Source organism: Brevibacterium oceani (assembly GCF_017948325.1).
In the GTDB taxonomy this organism is placed as follows: Bacteria; Actinomycetota; Actinomycetes; order Actinomycetales; family Brevibacteriaceae; genus Brevibacterium; species Brevibacterium oceani.
The window spans coordinates 3,621,875-3,646,459 of the sequence record NZ_CP072846.1; the positions used below are offsets into that span (position 1 = coordinate 3,621,875).

Genomic DNA, 24,585 nt, shown 5'->3' on the forward strand with positions numbered 1-24,585 from the left:
TCATACTCCGGTCCGTGGCATCCCTCCGGCCGTCTTCTCCGTGACGTCGAAGCGTTCGCGGTAACGGCCGGTGAGCAGACACCACTGCGAATACAGCGCCGTCGAGGAGTTGAACACAAGCAGAGTGAGCGGATAGAGCAGCCACTGCAGCCACATCGTCGCGCGGCGTTCACGCGGAACGTGGACCGGCCGCGGCGGCAGGAGCGCATTGAACACGAGGACGGAAACGACGAGTCCGATCATGCCGAACTGCTGCACGATGCCCACGGTCATCGGCATCCGCTCCACCACCGAGGTGGCCTGTCCCGTCTGGGCGGCCACGACGAAGGGGATCCAGCCGCCGATGGCGATGATGATCGAGATCGAGGCGAGGCTGACATGGCCTTCGAGCAGTGAGAGGAACCTGAGGACTCCCGGGCAGAACGGGGAGCGGGCGTCAGCGGCGAACACGCGCACCCCGACGTAGGGTACGTCCGAGGCTCCATAGGACCAGCGGCTGAGCTGTCTGAACTGGGCAACCATCGTGGCCGTGAACGTTCCCGCCTGCACCGCGTCCTGGAAGATCGGAACGTGAATGGGCACAACCCGGTAGTCGCCGTTGAAATGGAACCAGCTGCGCCAGTACTGGTGACCGTCCTCGACGATGGTCCGCTTCGACCAGAACCCCATCTCCACCAGCGCGGTGAGCGGCTGGGCATGTGATGCGAAGTTGCGCAGAGCGAGGCGGCGAACCGTGGTGGTGAGGTTCCAGAAGCAGTTCGCGCTGGCCACCACCCGTGACGGTGCCGGCACGTCCCAGATGTTCGTGATGTAGAGGCTGATCGGCTGGAAGGACAGACGCTCTCGGTCCAGTGCGATCGCATATTCGTAGGCGACACAGTCGAAGTAGGACTCGTGCGGGATGTTGTCGCAGTCGAGGCTGGTGACGATCACCCGATGAGGGTCGATGGCTCGTTCGCGGACCCATTCGGCCAGACGGTGCCCGGCGTAGGTGATGTTCGCGCCCTTGCCGGCGACCTCATCGGGCAGCGACGCCGGATGCTTGACGAGGACGAATGCCCCGAAACGATACCCGTATTCGGCGTCCAGACGGCGAGCGGTCTCGGCCATAGCCGGTCCGCCGCGTTCTTCATACGCGAAGAAGACGAGCAGCCGATCCGGTGACGTCGAGGTGTGCAGCAGCGTACGGATCGTGTCGGCGATGACCGGATAAGGCTCGTTGTAGGCAGCCACGACGACGGCGTGGAGCAGGGACGAGGGCCGCATGATCGATCCCGGATCGCCGGTGATCTGCTCGACAAGCACCTTATGCTCGGCAGCACGGAAACCTCCTCGCGGATGCGCCAAGGAAGGGCGCCCATCCATGGCCCGCTCGAGATCGGTCAGGCGGGCGGCCCAGTCCACCCGGGCGGCACGCCGATAGCGGAGGAACCCGCGGGTCACGTCGATCGCCCCGAGCATGGCTCGGGCGAACATCAGCCCGACGATCGAGAGAACATAGACTGCACCGACCATCGCATCGATGAACGGAAGAACGAAGACGAGGCCGACGGCGGTGAAGCTGATGATCGCCGGCAGCGCCTCGAAGAACCGGTACGCGGGAGTGCGCGGTCCCAGCGGCAGTTCGAGATCGTCGGAAGTCTGTCGAGGACGTGGTCCCTCAGAGGGAACTGGTTCAGACGCAGACTGGCGATTGGTTCTCACTCTGTCGATCCTGCGCGCCGAGGCTGGCCGCTGGTTTGTGCGCAGGTGCAGGTCAGATGAATATTTCGTGCCGACTACCAGTCAGAGGAGTCGCCCGACAGCATGTGTTGTCCGGTAGCCTCCTGTTATGGCCCATATCATCCGCCCTCCCGTCCCCGACGACGCCCGCGCCATGGCGCGTGTCCACGTCGACACGTGGCGCGAAACGTACCGCGGGCTCATGCCCGATGACCTCCTCGACGACCCCGAACTCATCGAACGGCGCAGTCAGATGTGGACGAATGTGATCACCGAGGCGGACCCGCACAAATACGCCTGTGCCGTCGCCGAGTCCGACGGCCGCATCGTCGGCATCGCCATGGCCGGTCCCCCGGAGGCGGACGGCGGGGCTGAGGACCGGCACCTCTACGTGCTCTACACCTACCGATCGATCCACGGATCGGGTGCCGGTCAGGAGCTCCTCGACGCGGTCCTCGATCCCTCCCTGACGACGGCACTGTGGGTGGCCGACCCGAATCCCCGCGCCCAGGCGTTCTACATCAAGAACGGCTTCGTCGCCGACGGCACCATCAAGACCGACGATTACGACGGGGTCCGCGAAGTGCGGATGGTCAGGGCTTGAATTCGCCTCAGGTCACGCGAAGCTCGAAAAGGACGTCGCCGGCGACGACTTTATCGAGTTTCGCGTGACCTGACGCCCTGTCAGATCCAGACGACCCGATCCTGTGGACGGATCCTCCCACCCGCGCCGAGGTGGCCGAGCGTGAGTGCTCCATCGAGTGGTCCGCCGGCGGGCTCGACGATGGTGGCGTGTGGGTGCAGGCGGGCGGTTTCGGTGCGGAATCCTTCGACGAGGTGGCTCCCGGCGGCCGTCACTCCCCCGGTGAGTGCGATACGCACCGTCGTATCGGCGACGTCGGCGACGTCGGCGATGTCGGCGATGCCGGCGATGCCGGCGGCCGGTCCCGGGCGAGTGCCATTACCTGTGGAGCGAACTGTCGACGCATCATCGGCACCGGCGGTCCGCGCCGCGGCGACGGCGCTGCGGGCCGCCTCGTGACCGGCCTGTCTGAGCAGCTCGGCCGAGGCTGCGTCGCCGGCTCGGGCACAGTCGGCGATGTCGGCGGCGAACTCGGCGAGCAGTCCGGCCCGGTCACCCCGGGTGTAGAACTGTCCCGGCCAGGAGGCGGGAGGCCCGAAACGGCGGGTGGCCGCCTCGAGCAGTGCACGCCCGTGCTCATCGAGTCCGTCGTGGGTGCGCAGGGAGAGTTCGAGGCCGTGGCGCCCCAGCCACGCCCCTCCCCCGCGGTCGCCGAAGAGATGCCCCCACCCGTCGGCACGCGACCACTCGGACGACCACATTCCCGTCTTGTCCGGACCAGGGTGGGCGATGGCGATGGCTCCGGTGCCGAGCACGCTGATCGCTCCACCGGTCCCGCCGAGGGCGCCGAGGTACGCGGTCACGGCATCGATGGCGGCGACCGCCGGCATACCGAACTCGGCAGAGATGTCTGCGAGCGCATCCGAAGGGTCCTCGGCGAGCGACGCGATGCCCGTGGCGCCGACGCCGATGCCGGCGACCTCGGAGAAACGGTCGGCCCACGTATCTGCGGCCGATCGCACGAGTTCCCGTACAACGCGGAGGACGGTGCTGCCGCTCGGCCCGATCTCGATGCGGGGACCAGTGATCTGGTCGATGATGCGTGGGCCCGAGGTCACCTCGCCGAGGGCGGCCCTGCTTCCGGTTCCGCCGATGTCGATGCCGAGGACGAAGCTCATACGCCCACGGTACCCGGGCCCGAGCCGTCCGGTCCGCGGCTTCCGCCCGATTCCACCAGCTCGGCGATCGCAGCCCGGACCGAACCATCATGGTACTCCAGGCTCGACGCTGCCAGGGCGGGGGCCACCTCGGCGAAGGAGACGACGATCGCAGTCTTGAGATCACCGTCGCAGCGTTCGAGAAGTGCCCTGGCGTCGGCGGCGGCGAGGTCCGCGGCCTCCATGAGGATGCGCACGGTGCGCTCACGCAGCTTCTCGTTCGTGGCGACCACGGAGACCATGAGGTTGTCCCACGTCCGCCCCAAGGCGACCATCAGCGCGGTCGAGAACCCGTTGAGGGCGAGCTTCTGCGCGGTGCCGGCCTTGAGCCTGGTCGATCCGGTGATGACCTCGGGGCCGGTGTTCAGCAGGATGTGATCATCGGCGCTCTCGGCGACGGGGGCGTGCGGGTTGTTCGAGATGAGCACGGCGTGGGCACCGTTCGCGTGCGCGGCCTCGAGCGCCCCGCCGACATACGGGGTCGACCCGCTCGCGGCGATGCCGATGGCCACATCGTCCGGGCCGAGTTCGGCTCCGGCCGCTCGTCCGTCAGCCCCGGAGTCCTCGGCGTTCTCCACGGCGTTGACCAGCGCGGCCTGCCCGCCGGCGATGTGCCCGACGACCCGGCCGGGTTCGAGGTTGAAAGTCGGCAGCAGCTCACTGGCGTCGAGGACGCCGAGCCGGCCCGAGGTGCCCGCACCGAAGTAGTGGACACGGCCGCCTCGGCGCATCCGCTCGGCTGCGATGTCGACGAGGTGGGCGAGCTGCGGCAGGGCGGCGGAGACCGCCTCGATGACCGCGTGGTCCTCGGTGTTGAGGACCCGGAGGACGCCGAGGGCGTCGAGCTCGTCGAGACCGGCGCTGGCCGGATTGCGCTGCTCGGTCGGTGAGAGCGGGCGTGGGGATTCGGAGTGGGACTGCGGGGATCCGGACTGGGTCTTCGGGGATCGGGAGGAGGTCATCGGCGGGTGCTGCCTTCCACCTCGGCGGCGGTGGCATCGGTCGATGCGGGCGCGGGATGGCGCAGGGCAAGCAGCCCGCCGACGACGAAGGTGACGATGACGCCGAGGGCCGGGTACCACTGCCAGGCCACCCACACCTCACCGGTGACGTACTTCTCCATGACGAAGAAGAAGGCGTTGACGGCCACGGCGAGCGCGAAGCCGATGTTCGCATCCACGGCGTTCGCACGCTTGTTGACGATGCCGAAGACGAAGGCGCCGAGCAGCCCGCCGTACGTGATGCTGGCGATGCCGAGGGCGAGGATGACGATGCTACCCGAGTCGGATTCGAAGATCGTGGCCGGGAGGATGAAGGCGATGCCCCAGCCGATCGTCGCCCAGCGTCCGACCTTGAAGCCCTGCTCGTCGGTCATCGGGGTGCGCTTGAGTTTGCCGTAGACGTCATTGACCGTCGAGGACGACAGGGCCGACAGCGACGAAGACAGGGTCGACATCGCGGCGGCGAGGATGCCGGCCAGCAGCAGTCCGGAGATGCCGGTGGGCAGACCCTCGATGATGAACTTCGGGAAGATCTCGTCATCGCGGGTCAGTCCCAGGTCTGCGGGCAGGGCGTGATCGTAGTAGGCCCAGAGTGCGAGACCCACGGCGAGGAAGATCGCGAACTGGACGACCACGACGATGCCGGACCAGATGAGCGCCTTCTGCGCCTCGAGCTTCGACCGGCACGACAGCAACCGCTGCACGATGAGCTGGTCCGAACCGTGCGAGGCCATCGCGAAGACGGCGCCGCCGAGGAAGGAGGGGATGAACGAGGCGTCCGCGGAGATCGGGTTGCCTTCGAAGACGAAGATGTTCGTCTTCCCGGCTTCGACCGCCTCGGCGAGCCAACCGCCGCCGACCGAGGCGGAGATGATGATGATCGCGAGGATGCCGCCGACGACGTAGAGGAGCATCTGGGCGACGTCGACCCAGACCACGGCCTTGATGCCGCCGATGAACGTGTACGCGATCGTGACCAGGGAGAGGACGACGATGATGACGAAGTAGTTCGTGTGGATGCCGAGTCCGTCGAGGATGACCTTGACCGGGATGGCGCAGGCGAGGACGCGGATGCCGTCGGCGAGCAGGCGGGTGAAGAGGAACGTCACCCCGGCTGTGGTCTGCGTCGAGGTGCCGAAGCGTTTGCCCAGGTAGGCGTATGCGGTGACCATCTCACCGTCGTAGTAGCGCGGGAGCATGAAGTAGGCGACGATGACGCGGCCGAGGATGTAGCCCAAGCCCAGCTGGAGGTAGTTGAGGTCGCCGAGGTAGCTCATCACGGGGATGCCGATGACGGTCAGGGCGCTCGTCTCGGTGGCGACGACGGACAGGCACACCGCCCACCACGGCAGGTCGCGACCGCCGAGGAAGTAGCCCTTGAGGTTCTTCTGCTTACCGCTCAGCGCCAGTCCCAGCCACGCCGTTGCGACGAGATAGGCGATGATCACCAGGAGGTCGATGATCTGCATTGGTCTCTCCTTGATAGAGGGGATCGAGTGTGGGGGGGTCGGTTCGGGTTCGGTTCAGTCGGTCAGTCGGGTTCGGGTCAGTCGGTCAGTCGCAGCCGGGTGGGCCGTCGGCGGAGGGGCTCGGGCAGGTGCAGCGGACCGTCACCGGGGGTGAACCGTCCGGCGATGCGCGGGCCGCTCGCCCCGGTCAGGCTCGGTTCGGTGCCGTCGAGACCGTGCCAGCTCAGCCATCCGATGAGCGCCATGAGCAGCGCTTCCTTGCTTCCCTCTGGCAGTCCCAGAGCGGCGTCGGTGCTGGTCAGCTCTACGTTCTCGCCGAGTTCTTCGCCGAGGCGACGCATGAGTTCGGGGTTGCGGGTGCCACCTCCCGACGCGATGACCGTGGTGACGTCGAAACGGCGGGCCGCCTCGGCGATGGTCCGCGCGGTCAGCGCCGTGACCGTGGCGATCTGATCATGCTCGCCGAGGTGGGGGTGGACGTCGAGGAACGAGTCGAGGTAGGCGGCGTGGAAGAGTTCCTTGCCCGTCGATTTCGGGGGTTCCTGACGATAGTAGGGCTCGGCGAGGAGCGCGGTGAGCAGGTCGTCGTCGACGGCGCCGGCTGCTGCGAGCGCCCCGTCGCGGTCGCACGCTCCCCGGCCGTCGGTGATGCGGCGGGCGAGGATATCGATGAGCGCGTTGGCCGGTCCCGTGTCGAAGGCGATGGGTTCCTGACCTGGGGCGACGACGGTGATGTTCGCGATCCCGCCGAGGTTGAGCACCGCGGTCGGGGTCTCGACGTCGCCGAGGAGGAGGGAGTCGAGGAGCCCGACGAGCGGGGCTCCCTGGCCGCCGGCGGCGACGTCGCGGGAGCGGACGTCGGAGAGGACGGGCGCTCCGAGCGCCTCGGCGATGAAGGCCGGCTGCCCGAGCTGGAAGGTCGAAGTGACCTGCCCGTCGATGATGTCGTGTCGGACGGTCTGTCCGTGGGAGACGACGAGGTCGGGGGTGACGGCGGTGTCCCGGCAGAGCTCAGCGAGCGCCTCGGCGGAGAATCGGCCGAGACGGGCATCGACGCCGCTGACCAGGGACAGGGGGACGTCGGCGGGTTCGAGGAAGTGGAGTATGTCGCCGTGGAGTTCCTCGTCGAAGGGGGTTTCACGTTCGGCGAGAATGCGCACGGTCAGGGTCGTCGGGTCCGCGCCGACGAGGTCGGAGCCGACGGTGGGGTCGGGGAGGAATTCGGCGATGACGAGGTCGAGTCCGTCGGCCGAGGTTCCGGTCATGAGTCCGGCGATGATCATGGTTGGTGTCCTCCGGAGGGGGCGGGGATGGTGCGGTCGGGGACGGTGGCGGGAGCGCCTGCGGCGGAGTCGGCTCTGTCCGCGACACCGCGGTCGGGGACGGTGAGTTCGGTGCGGATCTTGTAGCGGTCGCCGCGATAGACGGAGCGGACGAATTCGAAGGGCACGTCGTCGGCGCCGCGGGAGGTGCGTTCGAACAGCAGGGCCGGGGAGAGTTCGGGGACGTCGAGGTGCTTTGCCTCGGCGGCGTCGAGCAGGGTCGGCTCGATCGTCTGCACGCTGTGGCTGAGTCTGATGCCGAACCGGTGGCGGAGCAGTTCGTAGAAGGACTGATCTTCGAGGTCAGCGGCGTTCAGCCCGGGGACGAGGGCGGAAGGGATGTGGAGTTCCTCGAGGGCGATCGGTTCGTCATCGGCCAGCCGCAGTCGCAGGATGGCGATGACGTCGTCGCCTTCGGCGAGGTGGAGGCGCCTGCCGATGTGTGCCCCGGCGGCGACGGTGTCGAAGCTGAGGATGTGGGAGCCGGGGCGCATTCCACGGGCGACCATGTCTTCGGTGAAGGAGCTCGCGGCCAGCGGCTGGTCGAGCTTCGGGCCGAGGGCGAAGACTCCGGTGCCGTGTCGTCTGCGGACCATGCCTTTGGCGACGAGTTCGTCGATCGCGCGACGCAGGGTCATCCGCGAGATGCCGAGGGTCTCGGCGAGCTGCCGTTCGGGCGGGAACTGCTCGCCGGCGGCCATGCCTTCGAGGCGGTCGAGGAGCTGATCGCGGATCGAGTGGAATTTGGTCACGACACCATTGAGTCACAGGACACACTCAATTTCAAGACCACTGGTCTACTTTGCACCTAGGCGCCGGACTCTCTCGCCGCTCAACTCCTCTCGATCAAGGCGGAGCTCTTCCATAGAGTCGTCGACAACTCCGAATCTGCGTTTCGCCTTGATCGACGGAAAGCACGCCGCTCGACTGCTCTCGATCAAGGCGGAGCGCACTTATCGAGTCGTTGACGACTCCAAATCTGCGCTACCGCTTGATCGACGGAAATCAGATGAAGAAGAGTGAGAGGAGGAACGCGAAGATCAGGCCGAAGACGCTGACGAGAGTCTGGACCATCATGTGCGTCTTCGTCGCCTGGCCCAGTGTCATGCCGAAGCTCTCCTTGACGAACCAGAATCCCGCGTGGTTGACCCAGTTCAGCCCGATCGAACCCGAGCCGATCGCGATGACGACGAGGGAGACGTAGGCGGCAGAGTGATCGCCGATGAGTGGAGCGACGATGCCGGTCGCCGAGGTGATGCCCACCGTCGCCGAGCCCGTCGCGAAGGACAGCAGAATGCCGATGAACCATCCGAGCAGCACGAGGTTCATCTCCAGGTGCGAGGTCGCGCCGACGACCGCGTCGCCGATGCCCGAGTCCTTGAGCACCTCATTGAAGGCCCCGCCGCCGCCGATGATGAGGATGACTCCGGCGATGGACTTGAGGCTCTCGCCGAAGGAGCTGCGGATCCGCTCCCCGCCCATGCCCGAGGTCCAGCCGAGGGCGATGGCGGCGAAGACGACTCCGGCGAGCATCGCGATGACCGGGTTGCCGAGCACCTCGGCGACGGGTTCGAACGACGAATCCGGGGCCACGAGCTGCACGACCGTGTGCACGAGCATGAGCACGACGGGCACGAGGACGGTGACGAAGGCGAGCCAGATGGGGATCGTGCGCAGGGGACGATCGGCCACCTCGGTGCGCTGTCCAGCCGTGCCCCGTCCAGCCGTGCCCTGACCAGAGGTGCCCCGACCGCCGGTGCCCTGACCCGTGTACTGGTCGATGAGGTCATCGCTGGGTTCGAGCTTCACCCGCGGGGCGATCCACCGCGCGTAGACGGGGCCGGCGAGGATGACAGTGGGAATCGCGCAGACGAGCCCGAGTCCGATGGTCAGCCCGACGTTCGCGCCCAGCCCGGAGACAGCGATGAGCGGACCCGGATGGGGCGGGACCATACCGTGGAGGCAGGCGAGCGCTGCGATCGCCGGCACGAGGATGCGCAGGTACCACAGATTCTTCTGCCCGGTCTTCTTCTCCAGCTGCGAGGCGACCGCGTAGATGACGGGGATGAGGACGACGAGGCCGACCTCGAAGAACATCGGGATGCCGATGATGAAGGCCACACCCGTCATGATCCACGGCGCAGCCCGCGGTGAGGAGTGTTCGATGACGAGGTTCGCGATCCGCTGGATCGCGCCGCTGTCGGCGAGCAGGCGACCGAGCATCGCCCCGAGGGCGACGACGACACCGGTCTCGCCGAGGGTGTCGCCGGCTCCCGCGATGAGGGTCTCGGGGATCTTGCCGACCTCCTCACCCGCAGCCAACGCGGTCAGCCCTGCGGTGATGAGCAGCGCCAGGAAGGGATGCAGCTTCGTCTTCCAGTTGATGAGGAGGATGAGCAGCGCGATCGACGCAAAGAGCAGCGTCACGAGGTATGCGGTTGAGCCAAACACTGGGGCAACGTTACGCCCCCTGCCGCACGAGTCGGGTAGAGGGGTTCTCTGCACAGGGGTTCACCGCAGAGGGCGGGAGGGGTTCACGCCGGACACTTGAGTCCTTAGCATGGGTCCATGACTGCATATACCGGACAGAAGCTGCTCGACGCACTCGATTCCCAGGGACTCGGCGACTGGCAGGGCCTGCCGGACTGCATCAAGGCCCGATTCCTCACCGGGGACTTCGCCACCGGGCTCGATCTCGTGGCTGAGATCGGATCCCTCGCCGAGGCGGCCGGCCACCATCCCGATGTCACGCTCACTTTCCCCCACGTCGACATCCGCCTGACCAGCCACGACACCGGGGCGGTGACCGAACGCGATCTCGACCTCGCGGGACAGATCAGCGAGGCGGCTGCCTCGGCGGGGGTGAGCGCGGATCCCGATGCTCCCGTCGTTCTCGAGCTCGGGCTCGACACTGCTCACCAGGATGCGATCGCTCCGTTCTGGGCTGCACTGCTCACCGGCGATCAGAGCAACGTCTCCGGTCCCGATGTCGTCGACCCGTCGGGGCGGGTCCCGCTGCTGTGGTTCCAGGATTGCGAAGAGCACGAGGTGCCGCATCAGCGCCTGCACGTCGACGTGTCCGTGCCGGCCGCCGTCGCTGCGGATCGGATCAAGGCAGCGGTCGATGCCGGAGGCACGATCGTCGACGAGGAGGAAACGCCCTCGTTCACCGTGCTCGCCGATGCCGACGGCAACCGCGCGTGCGTGTGCACCCTGGCCGCTCGCCAGTAGCTGACGTGCGCCCGTAAGCTGGGACACGACCTCTTCCACTCAGTTCAGGAGAATGCGTGTACCAGGCCGCGGAGAACCGCTACGATTCGATGACCTACCGCCCGGTCGGCCGCTCCGGGCTCGTCCTGCCCGCCCTGTCGCTGGGGCTGTGGCACAACTTCGGCGATGACGTCGCGTTCCAGAACCAGCGCGACATCGTCCGCAGGGCATTCGATCTGGGCATCACCCACTTCGACCTGGCGAACAACTACGGCCCTCCCCCGGGCTCGGCGGAGACGAACTTCGGTCGCCTGCTGCGCGAGGACCTCGCACCCTACCGCGATGAGCTCATCATCTCGACGAAGGCCGGCTGGGTCATGCACCCCGGTCCCTACGGCGGCCCCGGCGGCAGCCGTAAGTACCTGCTGGCCAGTCTCGACGCGTCGCTGCGCCGACTCGGCCTCGACTACGTCGACATCTTCTACTCCCACCGCCCCGATGCGACGACTCCCCTTGAGGAGACCATCGGCGCCCTCGATTCCGCAGTCCGGTCGGGGCGTGCCCTCTATGCGGGCATCTCCTCGTACTCTGCCGCGGACACCGCCCGCGCCTCCCAGATCGCCCGGGACCTCGGCACTCCGCTGCTCATCCACCAGCCCTCCTATTCGATGGTCAACCGGTGGATCGAGGACGACGGCCTGCTTGAGACGACTGCAGATGAAGGCCTCGGCGTCATCTGCTTCTCCCCACTCGCTCAGGGCCTCCTCACGGATAAGTACCTCGGCGGTGTGCCTGAGGACTCACGCGCCGGCAAGGCGACGCCCTCGTTCAAGGACGGATTCCTCTCCGACGACAATCTCGCCCGAATCCGGTCGCTCAACGACATCGCCGCCACCCGCGGACAGTCGCTGGCACAGATGGCGCTGGCCTGGGCACTGCGGGACGAGCGCGTGTCCTCGCTGGTCATCGGGGCCAGCCGGGTCGACCAGCTCGAGCACAATGTCGCCGCCCTCGAGGCGGCTGAGTTCAGCGACGACGAGCTGTCAGCGATCGACGAGTTCGCCGTCGACTCCGGCGTCGACATCTGGGGAGATGCCCGCCGCAGCACCGCCGAGGACGACGCCCGATGAGCGATGACCGAGTGGATCCCGACCGCACAGAAACCTCGGAAGACGCGGAATCTGCGGAGACCACAGACGGTGCAGACAGCACGGAAAAGCAGAATCCCTGGGCGGCGATCAAACCGTGGCAGGGCAAGGCCGCCGGACTCGACAAACTGCTGCTGTTCATCATCATCGGAGTCCCGCTCATCTACCTCGGACTCATGCCGTTGCGGCCGTGGATGCTCGTCCACGCTCCGGTCGTGCAGGAGTTCATCAATGGGGCGAAGACCTCGATCGTCGCGGCGGCCGCCTATGCCCGCATCGGCGAGATCCCGCTGTGGCTGGTCATCGTCGCCGGCTTCATCGGCATGGCCAAGCTCGACTGGGCGTTCTGGCTCGCCGGTCGCCGCTGGGGCGATGGAGTGCTCCGGCTCTTCGCGCAGAACGAGCGTCAGCTCAAGCGCATCAACCAGCTGAAGAAGATCCCGAACTGGGCGCTGTTCCTCATGACGGTGATCTCGCGCTGCCCGGGCATCCCCGGCACCCTCGTCTACATCGTCGCCGGCTGGACCCGGATGCGTCTGTCGCTGTTCCTCATCGCCGACCTCATCGGCTGCCTCCTCTTCACCCTCATCTGGACGGTGCTGGGCTATCAGCTCGGCGAGGCCGCCGTCGACATCCTCAAGATCGTCGACAAGTACGCCTGGTGGCTGACGATCGCCCTCATCGTCGGCATCTTCGTCCTCAGCTTCTACCGGGAATACCGGAAGCAGAAGAAGGCGGAGGCAGCCGAGAAGGCCGCCGAGGACTGAGTCCGACGACCCGGGACTGAGTCAGGCTCCGAAGGACAGGAACGTCTCGCGCATCCGCTGCGGGTCCGCCTTCTGTCCGCTGAAGAGTTCGAACGCGTCGATGGCCTGATTGACCGCCATCCCGGAACCGTCGAGCGTCCGGCATCCCTTGGCCCGGGCCTCGGCGAGGAACTGTGTCTCGAGCGGGAAGTACACGACGTCGGCGATCCAGGTGTCGGCGCCGAAGACCGTCGTGTCGACGGGGGTCCCCGGATAGGCCTTCATCCCCACCGGGGTGGCGTTGACGATCCCATTCGCCGAGGCGGCCGCCTCCTCCAGCTCATCGAGTCCGATCGCTCGCGCCCGGGTTCCGACCGAGTCCACCCGTCCGATGCCCGCGGCCAGGCCGGCGGCACGTTCGAGGTCGGTGTCGGCGATGATGAGCTCACCCACGCTGAGCTCAGCCAGGGCGAACCCGACGGCACGGCCGGCTCCACCCGCGCCGATCTGCACGACCGCCTCGGTGGCGGCACCGTCCAATCCGGCACGGAATCCGGCGGCGAACCCGGTGACGTCGGTGTTGAAGCCCTTGGTCGCACCGGTCTCGTCGATGACGACGGTGTTGACCGAGCCGATGCGCGCCGCCACCGGATCCACCTCGTCGAGGAGGCCGATGACCTGCTGTTTGAACGGGTGGGTGATGTTGAGCCCGTCGAATCCGAGGCGGATCGCCGCGGTCAGCAACTCCTCCAGGCTCGCGTCGGCGCGCTTCGGTTCGGTGACGTCGATGGTCCGGTAGATCGTGGGGATGGAGTGCGCGGCACCTTCGTTCTCGTGCATGCGCGGGGTCCGGGAGGCGGAGATTCCGTCGCCGATGAGTCCGAGGAGGAGGGAGGAGGTCATGGTCTCGCTTTCAGGAACGGATGAGGGGTGGTCAGGACTGTTCGCCGAGGAGGTCGATGAGGACCTCCATCGCGTGGACGTAGCCTTGCGCGCCGGCTCCGGCGATGACGGCCGCGGCCACGGGTGAGAGGTAGGAGTGGTGTCGCACGGTTTCACGGGCGTGCGGGTTGCTCAGGTGCACCTCGATGATGGGGTGCTCGTAGGACTTCAGCGCATCATGGAGAGCCAAGGACGTGTGCGTGTACGCTCCCGCGTTGATGATCGCTCCGACGGTGGAGTGCCTCGCCTCGTGGACGGCGTCGATGAGCCCACCCTCATGGTTGGACTGGATGCAGCGGACGGACAGCCCTGCCTCGGCGGCGGCATCTGAGCACATCAGTTCGATGTCGGCCAAGGTGGTGCGGCCGTAGATCTCGGGCTCGCGCTCACCGAGAAGGTTGAGGTTGGGGCCGTTGAGGATGAGGACTTCTTCCATGGTCACCTCGGGAATCGGGCGGCGACGGCCGCGGCGGTCTGGGTCAGTTGGGGCACGAGCGCGACGAGCTCGTCGAGGCTGCGGCGGAAGACGGGGGCGGCCAGCGCCAGTGCGGCCAGCAGCCGACCGTCGAGGTCGAAGACGGGTACGGCGAGCGCGTTCATGCCGATGTCGTTCTCCTCGGACTGTCCGGCCCATCCGGTGTCGCGGATCTGTTCGAGCTTCCTGCGCATTTGTGCGGGATCGGTGATCGAATACGGGGTCCGCGCATCGAGGTCGATGGCGTCGATCGTGGCGTCGGCGTTCTCATCGTGGGCGAGCAGGGCCTGCCCGATCGCCGAGGTGTGCAGCGGGGATTCGTCACCGGGGTCGGTGGTGGTGCGGAACTGCGGGCCGTCGACCGTGAGCACGGTCAGCGCAGCGTTTCCGCGGCGGATGGCGAGGATGCTCGACTCCCCCGTCGTCGCCGTGAGGTCTTGGAGCAGGTCCTTCGTCGCACCGGCGAGGCCGCGGCGGTGGGCGACCTTCTGCGCGAGGCGAAAGACCTCCATGCCGAGGGTGTAGATCTTCGTGCGTGCATCGAAGCTGGCGTAACCGGATTCGACGAGGCCGCCGAGGAGTCGGTAGGCCGTCGAGAACGGGTAGCCGGTGGTCTCCGCTGCCTGCGCAGCACTGATGCCGTCGGGATGTTCGCCAAGGAGATCGAGCATCTCGAAGGTCTTCGTCACCGAGTTCGAGCCCTTGGGCGGCATGTCTCGCCTCCTTGCGTTGCTGCTGTTGGTGGGTGATCGGCTGCCGTCAGCGAGGCTGTTCCTCACTGACCCACGTTGACAGGCTATGTCATGTCGATCACACTGTAAACCACAATGTAACAACGATTGCCACACTATGGCAATCGGCAGTTCGTATCGATGGCCCACCGACGGTCCACGAGAATAAGAGATGCGAGGAAGCATGAGCGAAGCGATCGAAGAAGCCCGCCCGACGAAGACACCGCTGCGCGCGGCGTTGTCGAGTTGGACCGGCTCAGCCCTCGAGTACTACGACTTCGCGGTCTACGGGACCGCAGCGGCGCTGGTGCTCAACACTCTGTTCTTCCCTGAGACGACTGCTCCGGGAATCTCCATCCTCTTGGCCATGGGCACCGTCGGAGTCGCCTACGTCGTCCGCCCCCTGGGCGCGCTCATCATGGGCCCGCTCGGCGACCGCTTCGGCCGCAAGTTCGTGCTCATGCTCACGCTGTTCATGATGGGCATCTCGACCTTCCTCGTCGGCTGCCTGCCGACCTATGAGCAGGTCGGCATGCTCGCTCCGATTCTGCTCGTGCTCTGCAGGGTCATCCAGGGGCTGTCGGCCTCAGGCGAGCAGGCGAGCGCGATCTCCGTCTCGCTCGAGCACTCGGAGGAGAAGAAGCGGTCGTGGACGACGAGCTGGACGCTGCACGGCACTCAGGCCGGAACCCTGCTGGCCACCGCGGTCTTCATTCCCTTCACCGCATTCCTGCCCGACGAGGCACTGTTCAGCTGGGGCTGGCGCGTGCCGTTCTGGCTCTCCGCGGTCGTCGTGTTCACCGCCTGGGTGATCCGCCGCGGCCTCGAGGAGCCGCCGGCCTTCAAGGAGTCCCGCGTCGACAACCCGCCGCTCATGCAGGTCTTCCGCTGGCACAAGGCAGCGGTCGTGCGTGTCGCCGTGTGTGCCATGGTCAACACCGTGAACATGGTCTTCACCGTATGGTCGCTGTCGTTCGCCACCTCGATCGTCGGACTCGAGCGCTCGACGATGCTGCTCGTCTCGGTCACCGCCAATGGTGTTGCACTGCTGGCGATCCCGGCCGCGGCTCTGCTCTCTGACAGGTTCGGGCGCAAACCGGTGTTCATCACCGGCGCCGTCGGGTCGGGACTGATGATGTTCCCGTATCTGGGTGCGGTCTCTGCCGGGAACTGGACGCTGATCTTCGTCTTCGGTGCCGTCATGTCCGGCTGTGCGTACTCGCTGGCGAACTCGATCTGGCCGTCCTTCTACGCCGAGATGTTCCCCACCACGGCACGAGTGACAGGATTGGCCCTGGGAACCCAGGTCGGATTCGCCGTCTCCGGCGGCCTGGCTCCCGTGCTCGCCTCTGCCGTCGCCGGCGCAGGAGGAGAGAATTGGGTATCGGTCGCCGCCTTCACCGCGGGTGCCTGCATCGTCGTCGGACTGGTTGCGATGACGGCGAAGGAGACGAAGGGACTGAGCTTGGAAGAGATCGACACCGTCCATGAGGAAAGGTCACGATGAGAACATCGATTGCCACGGTGTGCCTGTCCGGCACACTCGACGAGAAGCTGCGCGCCGCCGCTCAGGCGGGGTTCGACGGGGTGGAGATCTTCGAACAGAATCTCATCGTCTCCCCTGACTCCCCCGAGGCGATCGCCGCCCAGGCCGCCGAGCTCGGACTCACCCTCGACCTATTCCAGCCCTTCCGTGACTTCGAAGGCGTTGACGAGGAGCAGTTCGGCGCCAACCTCGCCCGCGTCGAGGCGAAGTTCCGACTGATGAAGCGCCTGGGCATGGACACGATGCTCCTGTGTTCGAACGTCGGCACCGCCACCATCGGCGATGACGGCATCGTCGTCGAGCAGCTGCGACGCCTCGGTGACCTGGCCGAGCGCTACGGGATCGACGTCGCCTATGAGGCGCTTGCCTGGGGCCGGTTCGTCTCCGAGTACGACCGCGCCTGGGACCTGGTCAAGGCTGCCGATCATCCGCGCATCGGCACTTGCCTCGACAGCTTCCACATCCTCTCCCGCGGCACGGATCTGTCCCGCATCGCAGAGATTCCGGGCGAGAAGATCTTCTTCCTCCAGCTCGCCGACGCCCCGGCTCTGTCAATGGACGTACTCAGCTGGTCCCGCCATCACCGGGTCTTCCCCGGCGAAGGCGCGTGGGACCTCACCGACTTCCTCACCCGAGTGGCGCTGACCGGGTACGCCGGGCCGGTCTCACTCGAGGTGTTCAACGACTCCTTCCGACAGGCCGATACTCAGCGCACCGCGGTCGACGGCCTGCGGTCCCTGCGTTGGCTCGAGGCGGCGACCGCGGATCGGGTGGCGGATCGGGCCGCGGCAACCGGTGCAGGGTCGACCGGAACTGCCGCGGTCACTGACGGCCCGTCCGAGCAGGACGACACGGGCCAGGTGCATCTCGATCTGCAGCGACTGCCCGAGGTCGCCGAACCTCGCGGCGTCGACTACGTAGAACTCGACACCGACGACCTCGGTGCGCTGACCCGGCAGATCCATCAGCTCGGCTTCCGCTTCGTCGGGTTCCACCGCACGAAGCCGCACGTGCAGCTGTGGCGTCGCGGACAGGCGCGCATCGTCGTCACCGAGTCGACCAGTATCGATGCGATGAGTGTCGATCCGGCAGTTTCGACTGCGCCCTCCTCGTCGGCAATCTCGACCTCGTCGGCACCCCACACTTCTGCCGACGTCGCGACGGCACCTGTCGGCTCGGGGACCCACCTGCGCGGGATCGGCTTCGCTGTGGCAGATGCCGATGCCGCCATGGATCGGGCGATCCTGCTCCAGGCGACCGAGGTACCCCGCGATCAGGCTCATGACGAGGAGATCCTGCGCGGTGTCTTCGCTCCCGACGGTTCCGAGGTCTTCTTCGGCGACGGGACGGGCGTCGACCCGACGTGGACCGAGGAGTTCGGCAACGTCCCCGACGACCGCCGTTCGGCCATCGACCACGTCAACCTCGCCCAGCCTGCCCACCACTACGACGAGGCGGTGCTCTTCTACACCTCCCTGCTGGCCCTCCATGCTCAGGCGTCGAACGATGTGCCCAGCCCGTCGGGTCTCGTCCGTTCGCAGGTGATGGCGAGCTCCGACGGTGCGATCCGGATGCCGCTCAACCTCGCACCGCGGTCAGCCGAATCCTCGGCGACCGGCGACTACCCCGAGCACGTCGCTCTGGCCTGCGATGACATCTTCACGGCGGCCGCAACCGCAGTTTCAAGAGGTCTGGATTTCCTGCCCGTTCCCGAGAACTACTACGAAGACCTCGAGGCGCGCTTCGACCTCATGCCCGAACTTCTCCAGCGGCTGCGGGAGAACAACATCCTCTATGACCGGGACGACCGCGGCGAATTCCTCCATTTCTACACTTCGACGATCGGGTCGGTGTTCTTCGAGATGGTCGAGCGTCGCAATGACTACCAGGGGTATGGCGCCCCGAACGCGCCGGTGCGGTTGGCCGCACAGCACCGGCGCAACTCGGGGCGCTGACCCGGCCGGGTCGGAACGACACCGAACCCGGTCGGCGCTCAGCCGTTCGGCCTAGTCAGAGCCCTAGTCAGAAGGGGGCTGCGCCGGTCGTTCCCGGCAGCGGATACGGCGATGCCCAGTCAGGTTCGTCCTCGTCTGCTGGCGCGAGGTCTCTCCTGGGTTCGACCGCTCGCTGGAATTCGAACGCCTCATCGGATTCGAAGGGGGCAGCTCTGTATTCGGGTTCGAAGATCGACGCCCACTCATCAGCTTCATGGCGAACTTCGGGGTCATACGTCCCAGGCCACCAATCCGGCTCCTCGTCGAGTTCGTCGTCCAAGAAGTGCGGCAGAACGAGTTCCTTGCGCTTCGGGTCCGGCCGGAGCCGACGATGCGAGATCTGCCAGACGATCTGCTTGACCACCCTGTCGTCGACATCGAGGTAGTCAGCCGTCGCTGAGATCAGCTCGAGCACCTCGTTGTCCGTCATCCGAGGGTAGCTGCCGAACGGCCAGCCGAAGAATCCTCTCACCCGGTGGTCGATCTCGAAGTGATCGGACCCGGCGACCATGAGCAGTGCTCGCCAGGAGATCCCCGATTTCTGACTCGGCAGCTCCCTCCAGGCACGGGCCACCTCGTTGGCATGCCGCCCGGTCGACGGTTCGTCACCGACCGCAGCGAGGAGGTCGTCGACGGTGTCGATGCCGTGATCGGCCATCAGCCGTGTGGCACGGTCGACGACCTCGGCCCTGAGCATCGCTCCGGGTTGGGTGTGGGCGGGCTTGAGGTTGCAGATCACCTCCCGCGCCCACTTCTCAGATCCTCCGGCCGCGGCTATCGAATAGCGCAGCGACTTCGCCCCGTCGGTGCCGCCATGCCTGGCGGTGTACCGCTCGATCACATTGTCGATCGCGGTCGGGTGGGAGCCCGTCATGAAGAGCGCGTCGAGGATGCACAGCGCGAGGCTGTTCGGGTAACTGATCGAGCGCGGCTTGCCGTTCTCGTCGAGAAATTCTTCGCAGCGATACGCCAAGCTGCGGATGCTTCTGGTCCTGATCTCCATTGTTCTGACCTTCCGTCATGCGCCGCACCCTGCGACGCGTCGCTTCCGACTCCGATGGCGGAAGCATGAGACGAACATTAGACGAAAGCACTGACATGGCCTGCTCGCCACAGAATAGAACATCAATAATTTATAGTCTCATCTGCGACAATACGAATTCTCGAATTGCAGCGCGCAGCGATCCCGCCTCACTGCAGTCACCGAAGTGGGAACTGCAGGCGGCCCCAGTCTTGGCACGCATGAACGCCTCTGGCATGGTTGAGGCATGAGCACAGACGAGATCATCATCGACGGCCCCCTGGCCCGCGCAACCCGGATCCTCTGCCAGATCTCGGCGAAGCATGTGGCGGCCCAGGCCGAGATCGAGAAGTCCCAGCTGAAGGACTACGAGAAGGGGCGCGAGGACCTCACTGCAGAGCAGGAGCGTCGCCTCATTCTCGCCCTTGAGTACTACGGTGCGCGATTCATCCCCGACGGGAAGGACGGCGGCTACGGCGTGCGATTGAAGTTCGGCCGCGCGAAGGTCCGCGCCATCGAACGCTGGGAGGACGAAGGCGGCACACCCGGCGCCGACGACGTCTGAGCGTCGATCGCAGGCGACGAGCCGCCTCGGCGAGGATATTCGGCCCTGAAGTGACGACTGTGGCCTCGATCCTGCTCAACGCAGGTTCGAGGCCACAGGTGCATCCGTCGGCACCGGGGAACAACCTCGGCGACGATCATGGTCACCGGCGGATATCCGCCGGTGAAGTTCAGTTCCGGCCGATGAACTCGAGGTTGTCGACGACGCGGTTGGAGAAGCCCCACTCGTTGTCGTACCAGGCCACGACCTTCACGTGCTTGCCGTCGACGCGAGTGAGCGCGGCATCGAAGATCGACGAGGCGGCCTGACCGACGATGTCGGAGGAGACGACGGGCTCGGTCTCATAGTCGAGGATGCCCTTGAGCTCGCCGTCGGCGGCCTTCTTGTAGGCGTCGAGGACCTCTTCGCGGGTGACCTCGCGGGACACGGTCGTGTTGAGTTCGACGATCGAACCGACCGGGACCGGGACGCGGATGGCGTCGCCGCTCAGCTTGCCGTCGAGCTGCGGGAGGACGAGGCCGATGGCCTTGGCGGCGCCCGTCGAGGTGGGGATGATGTTCTCGGCGGCGGCGCGGGCACGACGGGGGTCCTTGTGTGGGCCGTCCTGGACCATCTGGTCGCCGGTGTAGGCGTGGACCGTGGTCATGAAACCCTGCTCGATTCCGGCGACGTCGTCAAGGACCTTCGCCAGCGGAGCCAGCGCGTTCGTCGTGCACGAGGCGTTGGAGATGATCGTGTATTCGGGCTTGTAGGCCTCGGAGTTCACTCCGTAGGCGAGGGTGACGTCCGAGCCCTTCGACGGGGCGGAGACGAGGACCTTCTTGGCTCCCGCGTCGAGGTGGGCGCGGGCCTTGTCGGCCTTGGTGAAGCGGCCGGTGGACTCGAGCACGATGTCGATGTCGAGCTCACCCCACGGCAGCTTGGCCGGATCCTTTTCGGCGAAGACCTTGACGGTGCTGCCGTCGATGACGATCGAGTCGTCAGTGGTTTCGACGTTGTGGTTGAAGCGTCCGAGAGTGGTGTCGAACTTCAGCAGCCGCGCGAGATCGTCGACGGGGCCGAGATCATTGATGGCAACGACCTCGAGGTCGCTGCCCCGTTCGGTGAGGGCACGCAGGGTGGCGCGTCCGATGCGACCGAAACCGTTGATGGCGATGCGAGTCAATGTCACTCCTTGAACACGGGGGTTTGTTCTGATATCTCCATCATGGGCCGTTCGGGAGCTTGGCAACAGTGGCCAGTCAGACAATCTACGCAAGGTTCTCGCCAGTTTATTTGCCAGAAGTCGCAAGTATCGCGCCAGCGCGACTGAGGTCACGCTTCGGTGGCTCCGGTTCGGCCTTGAGGCGGCCCCGGGATCACCCCTGAAAGGAGTGCCGGTAGTCGTTCGGAGAGGTTGAGAGGATGCGTTGGAAGTGCATGCGCAGGTTGGCTCCTGTACCAAGTCCCACCTGGTCAGCGATCTGCTCGATGCCCAAATCGGAGTTCTCCAGCAGCTCCCTGGCCAGATCGACGCGAGCACGGAGAACCCACTGCATGGGCGTGTATCCGGTGTCTTCGACGAAGCGGCGGGAGAAAGTGCGCACGGAGACTCCGGCATTGGCCGCGAGCTCGCGCAGCGTGATCTTCTCCCCGATGTGCTGCAGAGCCCATTCGCGGGTGTCGGCGAAGTCGTCGCCGAGCGGGTCGGGCACGCTGCGCGGCACGTATTGCGCCTGGCCGGCACTGCGGTAGGCGGCGGCGACGAGGCGCCTGGCGACCTGGTTCGACAGTCCCACGCCATGGTCGCTGCGGATGAGGTGGAGGCACAGATCGATCGCCGAGGCGGCTCCGGCCGAGGTGAGCAGCTGTCCTTCGTCGATGAAGAGGACGTTCTCGTCGACCTCGATCGAGGGGAACCGTCGCACGAGTTCTTTCGCCGTCGACCAGTGCGTAGTTGCGCGGCGGCCGTTGAGCAGGCCGGTGCGGGCAAGGACGAAGGTTCCCGTCGAGATCGCGGCGATCCGCGCGCCTCTCTCGTAGGCGGAGAGCAGCGCACCGATGACGGCGGCGGGTGGTTCGTGTCCGACCGCCGAGGTGGCTCCGGGCACGACGACCGTGTCCGCGGTCTCCAGCGCCTCGAGTCCGCGAGCGACGAAATAGCCGAGGCCGTCTGGGCCGGTGACCGTGCCGGCGGTAACGCCGCAGATCTCGACCGCATAGGGCCAGATCCCGGCAGGGACTGCCCCGGCTCGCTCGCCGACCGGCACTGCCGATGGCACCTCCCCCACGACCGCGGCAGCCATCTCACCATCGACTGTGGGTCGGGCGGGTGGGGCCACCTCGGTGCGGGTGCGTGCCGTGGCGGCATTCGATTCGGGGCCGAAGACCTGGACCGGCACGCCGAGGTCCATGGCAGACACCCCGTCCAGCGCGAGCACGACGATGCGGTGCGGGCGCGAACGGGGTGACCTGCGTGGGGTGGTGCGGGACTCGTCACTCATGATCGCCTCTCAGTGTAGCGATCCGGCCTTGCTCCGGGCCGCGACGTTTCCGGTGGTGACGGCACCGCCGAAACCCGTCCGGGTCGTGATGGCCGGGAACGATAGCTCCGCGCCGAGGTGAGCCTCAGTGTTCGTGGGTGCCGGTGAGCTTGAAGCCCAGGCGACCGTGGGCAAAGGCTCCCCCGGCTCGGATCGCCGAGGCGGTCCACGCGGTCTCGGCGAGTTCCGTTTCGGTGGCGCCGGCCTTCACCGCGGCGTTGGAGTGCGCGTCGATGCAGTAGGCGCACTGGGTGGTCAGACCGACGGCGTAGGCGATGAGTTCGCGGTACTTCAGCGGGATCTCTCGGCCCTCGGGAGCAAAGACGGCGTTGTTGAACTCGCCGAAGGCCTTGAGGATATCCGGGGTGGTCTCCTTGTACGCCTTGTCGTACTTGCCGTCGTTCTCGCGGTCGAAGAAATCGGTCATCGTGGTGCCTCCTGTGATCGGTGTCATTCCGATCCTCACGCTACCCAGTCACCGAGGCGACCGCCATGGGTTCGTCACACCGAATTTCGTCGACCTGCTGTGGCCCCTCGTCTGACCGTCGACCGATTGTTTGGTCGTTCCACCGCGTTTTCGGCGACGAAACCACGGCGGATCGACCAAACAACTACCTTCCGCGAGGTGGGCGGAGACGAGAGGGGCGTCAGTAGAGAGTGGTCTGGGCGATGAGCGGAGTCGCGTCGAAGTTCGGCGCGGGCGGAGTCTGCGCCGCCGGAGCAGGAGCAGTTGCCTCCGGGGCGGCAGCCGCTTCCTCCGAACCGGGAGCAGAACCTTCCGGAACCACCTCGCCGGGCCCGACCGCCTCGGTGATGGCTTCGAACATGGCCAGGGTCCCGTGCTGGGCGGCCAGGCTCACCGGCTCCGGGTCACTCGAGAGTTTGACGCCGATGGTCTGGGTGGCGCGGTCGATGTAGAGCATCTGGCCGTGGATGCCGATGCCGATGACGATGTCGCGGTTGGCCGACGGCAGCCAGAACTGGCTGCGGTACATCCCGCCGGGATACGACCGCCCCGATGGGGAGGCGGCGAAGACCTTCGCGGAGTCTGCGGCTCCGGTGAAGATGTCCTCGACCCATTCTGCCGACAGCACCCGTTCACCGCCCGAGGTCGTGCCGCCGCGGGCGATCATCTCGCCGAATCGGGCGAGGTCGCGCAGGGTGGTGCTGATCGCACCGTCGGCGATCGAACCGCCCCACCGGTCCTGGCAGACTTGGGCGGCGTGGGCGGCGCCGATCTTCGACCAGACGAATTCGCTGGCGACGATCGAGAACGGTTGGCCGGTGACCGCCTCGGCGATCCAGGCGAGGACGTCGGTCTCGCAACTGCGGTAGACGAAGGCCGCTCCGTGTTCGCGTTCGCTGGTCAGACCGGTGAGGAAGTTCTTGATCCCATTCGCCGAGGTGGCCGTCCGCGGCGCGAAATCGACCGCTTCGAACAGGGCCCGGATCTCCGAGCCGTCCTCGAGGTATTCCTCGGAGAACTTGATGCCCGAGCGCATGTCGAGCAGGTCGCGGATGGTCGCTCCCGCGTATCCGCTCTTCGTCAGGGCGGGCACGTGTGTGGTGACGAGGTCGGTGGGGCGCAGCAGGCCCGAGTCGGCGAGCGCGCCGATGACGGTGGCGACGATGGACTTGCTCACGGAGAAGAGCATGTGCTGGCGGGCGGGCTTCATCGGCCAGGCGTATTCTTCGGCCAGCGCCATCCCGTTGCGGGTGACGAGCCAGGCGTCGGTGTGGGTGCCCGACAGAACATCGCCGACAGTGGTCCAGTCCTCGTCGATGGCCGGCCATTTCTCACGGTCGATGGTCAGCGGGCGGAAGTCGTGGTCCTCGGTGATGTATTCGCGGACCGGTCCGATGCCGCGCGGGATTCCGCCGGTCGGGAAGATCTCCTGCATCCGGGTCAGCGCGAAGGCGAAGTACTCCGGCCACTTCCAGGTGTCGAGGTCGATGCTTTCGAGGACCGGTTCCGAGGGGTCGACGATGGCATCTTCGCTCGCCGAGGCGAGTTCCCCGACGTGCGGGAGAGTGATGTCCACCGGCGCCGAGGCGGGGCTGGCGAGTGCGGCAGGATCGCCGGAAGCCGCGGTGGCGGCCGTCGAATCGGCAGAGTCGGCCGGGGCAGCGGCGTCTCGGTCTGCCCGAGCCGTCTGGCCCGAGCCGGTATCGGCACTCTCACTGGCATCAGCACCAACACTTGCGTCGATGCCCTTCGTATTGCCCGACAGTGCGCCGATGCGACGGTTCGGTGGGGTCGCCGGACGAGGCGGAACCGTTTCGCCTTCGCCTGCCATGTCACCTCCACTGCATCGATCCGAACGGGGTCTGCACGTGCGCAGGGCTGTCCCGATGCGCAGGGAACAGACTA

22 protein-coding genes are annotated in these 24,585 nt (G+C 66.5%); 7 read left to right on the forward strand and 15 right to left on the reverse strand.

The annotated features are described in order from the left end of the window. Entirely contained in the window at positions 1-1,704 is a 1,704-nt protein-coding gene (locus tag J9314_RS16160; RefSeq protein ID WP_210603325.1) for a glycosyltransferase family protein, read from the reverse strand. A 127-nt stretch (positions 1,705-1,831) separates the two neighbouring features. Here J9314_RS16160 and J9314_RS16165 point away from each other — a divergent pair, with 127 nt between their 5' ends. Continuing rightward, on the forward strand, positions 1,832-2,326 hold the full coding sequence (locus tag J9314_RS16165) for a GNAT family N-acetyltransferase (protein ID WP_210603326.1): 495 nt from the start codon (positions 1,832-1,834) through the stop codon (positions 2,324-2,326). 80 nt (positions 2,327-2,406) lie between these two features. Here J9314_RS16165 and J9314_RS16170 read toward each other — a convergent pair whose 3' ends face one another. The 6 genes from J9314_RS16170 to J9314_RS16195 all read right to left on the reverse strand — a co-directional run bounded on the left by J9314_RS16170 (position 2,407) and on the right by J9314_RS16195 (position 9,741). Next, positions 2,407-3,483 carry a BadF/BadG/BcrA/BcrD ATPase family protein gene (locus tag J9314_RS16170; protein WP_210603327.1) on the reverse strand — a complete coding sequence of 359 codons (1,077 nt, stop codon included), beginning with the start codon at positions 3,481-3,483 and terminating at the stop codon, positions 2,407-2,409. Beyond that, entirely contained in the window at positions 3,480-4,484 is a 1,005-nt protein-coding gene (gene murQ, locus J9314_RS16175; RefSeq protein WP_210603328.1) for an N-acetylmuramic acid 6-phosphate etherase, read from the reverse strand. Before murQ ends, J9314_RS16170 begins: the two co-directional genes overlap by 4 nt. After that, positions 4,481-5,992 (reverse strand): sodium:solute symporter, encoded by a 1,512-nt coding sequence (locus J9314_RS16180; protein WP_210603329.1) that lies wholly within the window; start codon positions 5,990-5,992, stop codon positions 4,481-4,483. The genes murQ and J9314_RS16180 overlap by 4 nt, the downstream gene beginning before the upstream one ends. A 77-nt stretch (positions 5,993-6,069) precedes the next feature. Beyond that, positions 6,070-7,275, reverse strand: a complete 1,206-nt coding sequence (locus J9314_RS16185) for an anhydro-N-acetylmuramic acid kinase (RefSeq protein WP_210603330.1) — start codon at positions 7,273-7,275, stop codon at positions 6,070-6,072. After that, positions 7,272-8,066, reverse strand: a complete 795-nt coding sequence (locus tag J9314_RS16190) for a GntR family transcriptional regulator (RefSeq protein WP_210603331.1) — start codon at positions 8,064-8,066, stop codon at positions 7,272-7,274. The genes J9314_RS16185 and J9314_RS16190 overlap by 4 nt, the downstream gene beginning before the upstream one ends. Positions 8,067-8,319: 253 nt before the next feature. Further along, positions 8,320-9,741 carry a GntP family permease gene (locus J9314_RS16195; RefSeq protein ID WP_246490449.1) on the reverse strand — a complete coding sequence of 474 codons (1,422 nt, stop codon included), beginning with the start codon at positions 9,739-9,741 and terminating at the stop codon, positions 8,320-8,322. 141 nt (positions 9,742-9,882) lie between these two features. On the opposite strand from J9314_RS16195, the gene J9314_RS16200 reads away from it, so the two are divergent. The 3 genes from J9314_RS16200 to J9314_RS16210 are packed head-to-tail and all read left to right on the forward strand — an operon-like array spanning position 9,883 to position 12,439. Beyond that, a complete protein-coding gene (locus J9314_RS16200) occupies positions 9,883-10,545 on the forward strand; it encodes a 4a-hydroxytetrahydrobiopterin dehydratase (RefSeq protein ID WP_210603333.1) in 663 nt (220 codons plus the stop codon). A gap of 56 nt (positions 10,546-10,601) precedes the next feature. Beyond that, the gene (gene mgrA / locus J9314_RS16205; RefSeq protein ID WP_210603334.1) at positions 10,602-11,654 is read left to right on the forward strand and encodes an L-glyceraldehyde 3-phosphate reductase; all 1,053 of its coding nucleotides are present in this window, start codon (positions 10,602-10,604) and stop codon (positions 11,652-11,654) included. Beyond that, on the forward strand, positions 11,651-12,439 hold the full coding sequence (locus tag J9314_RS16210; RefSeq protein ID WP_210603335.1) for a DedA family protein: 789 nt from the start codon (positions 11,651-11,653) through the stop codon (positions 12,437-12,439). Before mgrA ends, J9314_RS16210 begins: the two co-directional genes overlap by 4 nt. Positions 12,440-12,460: 21 nt before the next feature. Here the strand turns inward: J9314_RS16210 and J9314_RS16215 are convergent, their stop codons facing one another. The 3 genes from J9314_RS16215 to J9314_RS16225 are packed head-to-tail and all read right to left on the reverse strand — an operon-like array spanning position 12,461 to position 14,548. After that, positions 12,461-13,321 (reverse strand): shikimate dehydrogenase, encoded by an 861-nt coding sequence (locus tag J9314_RS16215; protein WP_210603336.1) that lies wholly within the window; start codon positions 13,319-13,321, stop codon positions 12,461-12,463. Between the two features lie 31 nt (positions 13,322-13,352). Beyond that, positions 13,353-13,796, reverse strand: a complete 444-nt coding sequence (aroQ, locus tag J9314_RS16220) for a type II 3-dehydroquinate dehydratase (protein ID WP_210603337.1) — start codon at positions 13,794-13,796, stop codon at positions 13,353-13,355. Positions 13,797-13,798: 2 nt separating this feature from the next. Continuing rightward, positions 13,799-14,548 carry an IclR family transcriptional regulator gene (locus J9314_RS16225; protein ID WP_210603338.1) on the reverse strand — a complete coding sequence of 250 codons (750 nt, stop codon included), beginning with the start codon at positions 14,546-14,548 and terminating at the stop codon, positions 13,799-13,801. Between the two features lie 202 nt (positions 14,549-14,750). Here J9314_RS16225 and J9314_RS16230 point away from each other — a divergent pair, with 202 nt between their 5' ends. Together J9314_RS16230 and J9314_RS16235 are read left to right on the forward strand one after the other, a co-directional pair. Continuing rightward, positions 14,751-16,073, forward strand: coding sequence for an MFS transporter (locus J9314_RS16230; protein WP_210603339.1), 1,323 nt, complete (start codon positions 14,751-14,753; stop codon positions 16,071-16,073). Beyond that, entirely contained in the window at positions 16,070-18,067 is a 1,998-nt protein-coding gene (locus J9314_RS16235) for a bifunctional sugar phosphate isomerase/epimerase/4-hydroxyphenylpyruvate dioxygenase family protein (protein WP_210603340.1), read from the forward strand. Before J9314_RS16230 ends, J9314_RS16235 begins: the two co-directional genes overlap by 4 nt. Before the next feature lie 67 nt (positions 18,068-18,134). Here the strand turns inward: J9314_RS16235 and J9314_RS16240 are convergent, their stop codons facing one another. Beyond that, positions 18,135-19,109, reverse strand: coding sequence for a hypothetical protein (locus tag J9314_RS16240; protein WP_210603341.1), 975 nt, complete (start codon positions 19,107-19,109; stop codon positions 18,135-18,137). A gap of 265 nt (positions 19,110-19,374) precedes the next feature. Between J9314_RS16240 and J9314_RS16245 the strand changes: the two genes are divergently transcribed. Continuing rightward, positions 19,375-19,692 carry an XRE family transcriptional regulator gene (locus J9314_RS16245; protein ID WP_181272685.1) on the forward strand — a complete coding sequence of 106 codons (318 nt, stop codon included), beginning with the start codon at positions 19,375-19,377 and terminating at the stop codon, positions 19,690-19,692. Positions 19,693-19,861: 169 nt separating this feature from the next. Here the strand turns inward: J9314_RS16245 and gap are convergent, their stop codons facing one another. The 4 genes from gap to J9314_RS16265 all read right to left on the reverse strand — a co-directional run bounded on the left by gap (position 19,862) and on the right by J9314_RS16265 (position 24,511). Further along, positions 19,862-20,857 carry a type I glyceraldehyde-3-phosphate dehydrogenase gene (gene gap, locus J9314_RS16250; protein ID WP_210603342.1) on the reverse strand — a complete coding sequence of 332 codons (996 nt, stop codon included), beginning with the start codon at positions 20,855-20,857 and terminating at the stop codon, positions 19,862-19,864. A 193-nt stretch (positions 20,858-21,050) separates the two neighbouring features. Then, positions 21,051-22,175 (reverse strand): GlxA family transcriptional regulator, encoded by a 1,125-nt coding sequence (locus tag J9314_RS16255; protein ID WP_246490450.1) that lies wholly within the window; start codon positions 22,173-22,175, stop codon positions 21,051-21,053. Between the two features lie 124 nt (positions 22,176-22,299). Continuing rightward, a complete protein-coding gene (locus J9314_RS16260) occupies positions 22,300-22,668 on the reverse strand; it encodes a carboxymuconolactone decarboxylase family protein (protein WP_246490451.1) in 369 nt (122 codons plus the stop codon). Positions 22,669-22,861: 193 nt separating this feature from the next. Next, positions 22,862-24,511: a serine hydrolase domain-containing protein gene (locus J9314_RS16265; protein WP_210603343.1), complete on the reverse strand. Its 1,650-nt coding sequence runs from the start codon at positions 24,509-24,511 to the stop codon at positions 22,862-22,864. Positions 24,512-24,585 lie beyond the last annotated feature (74 nt).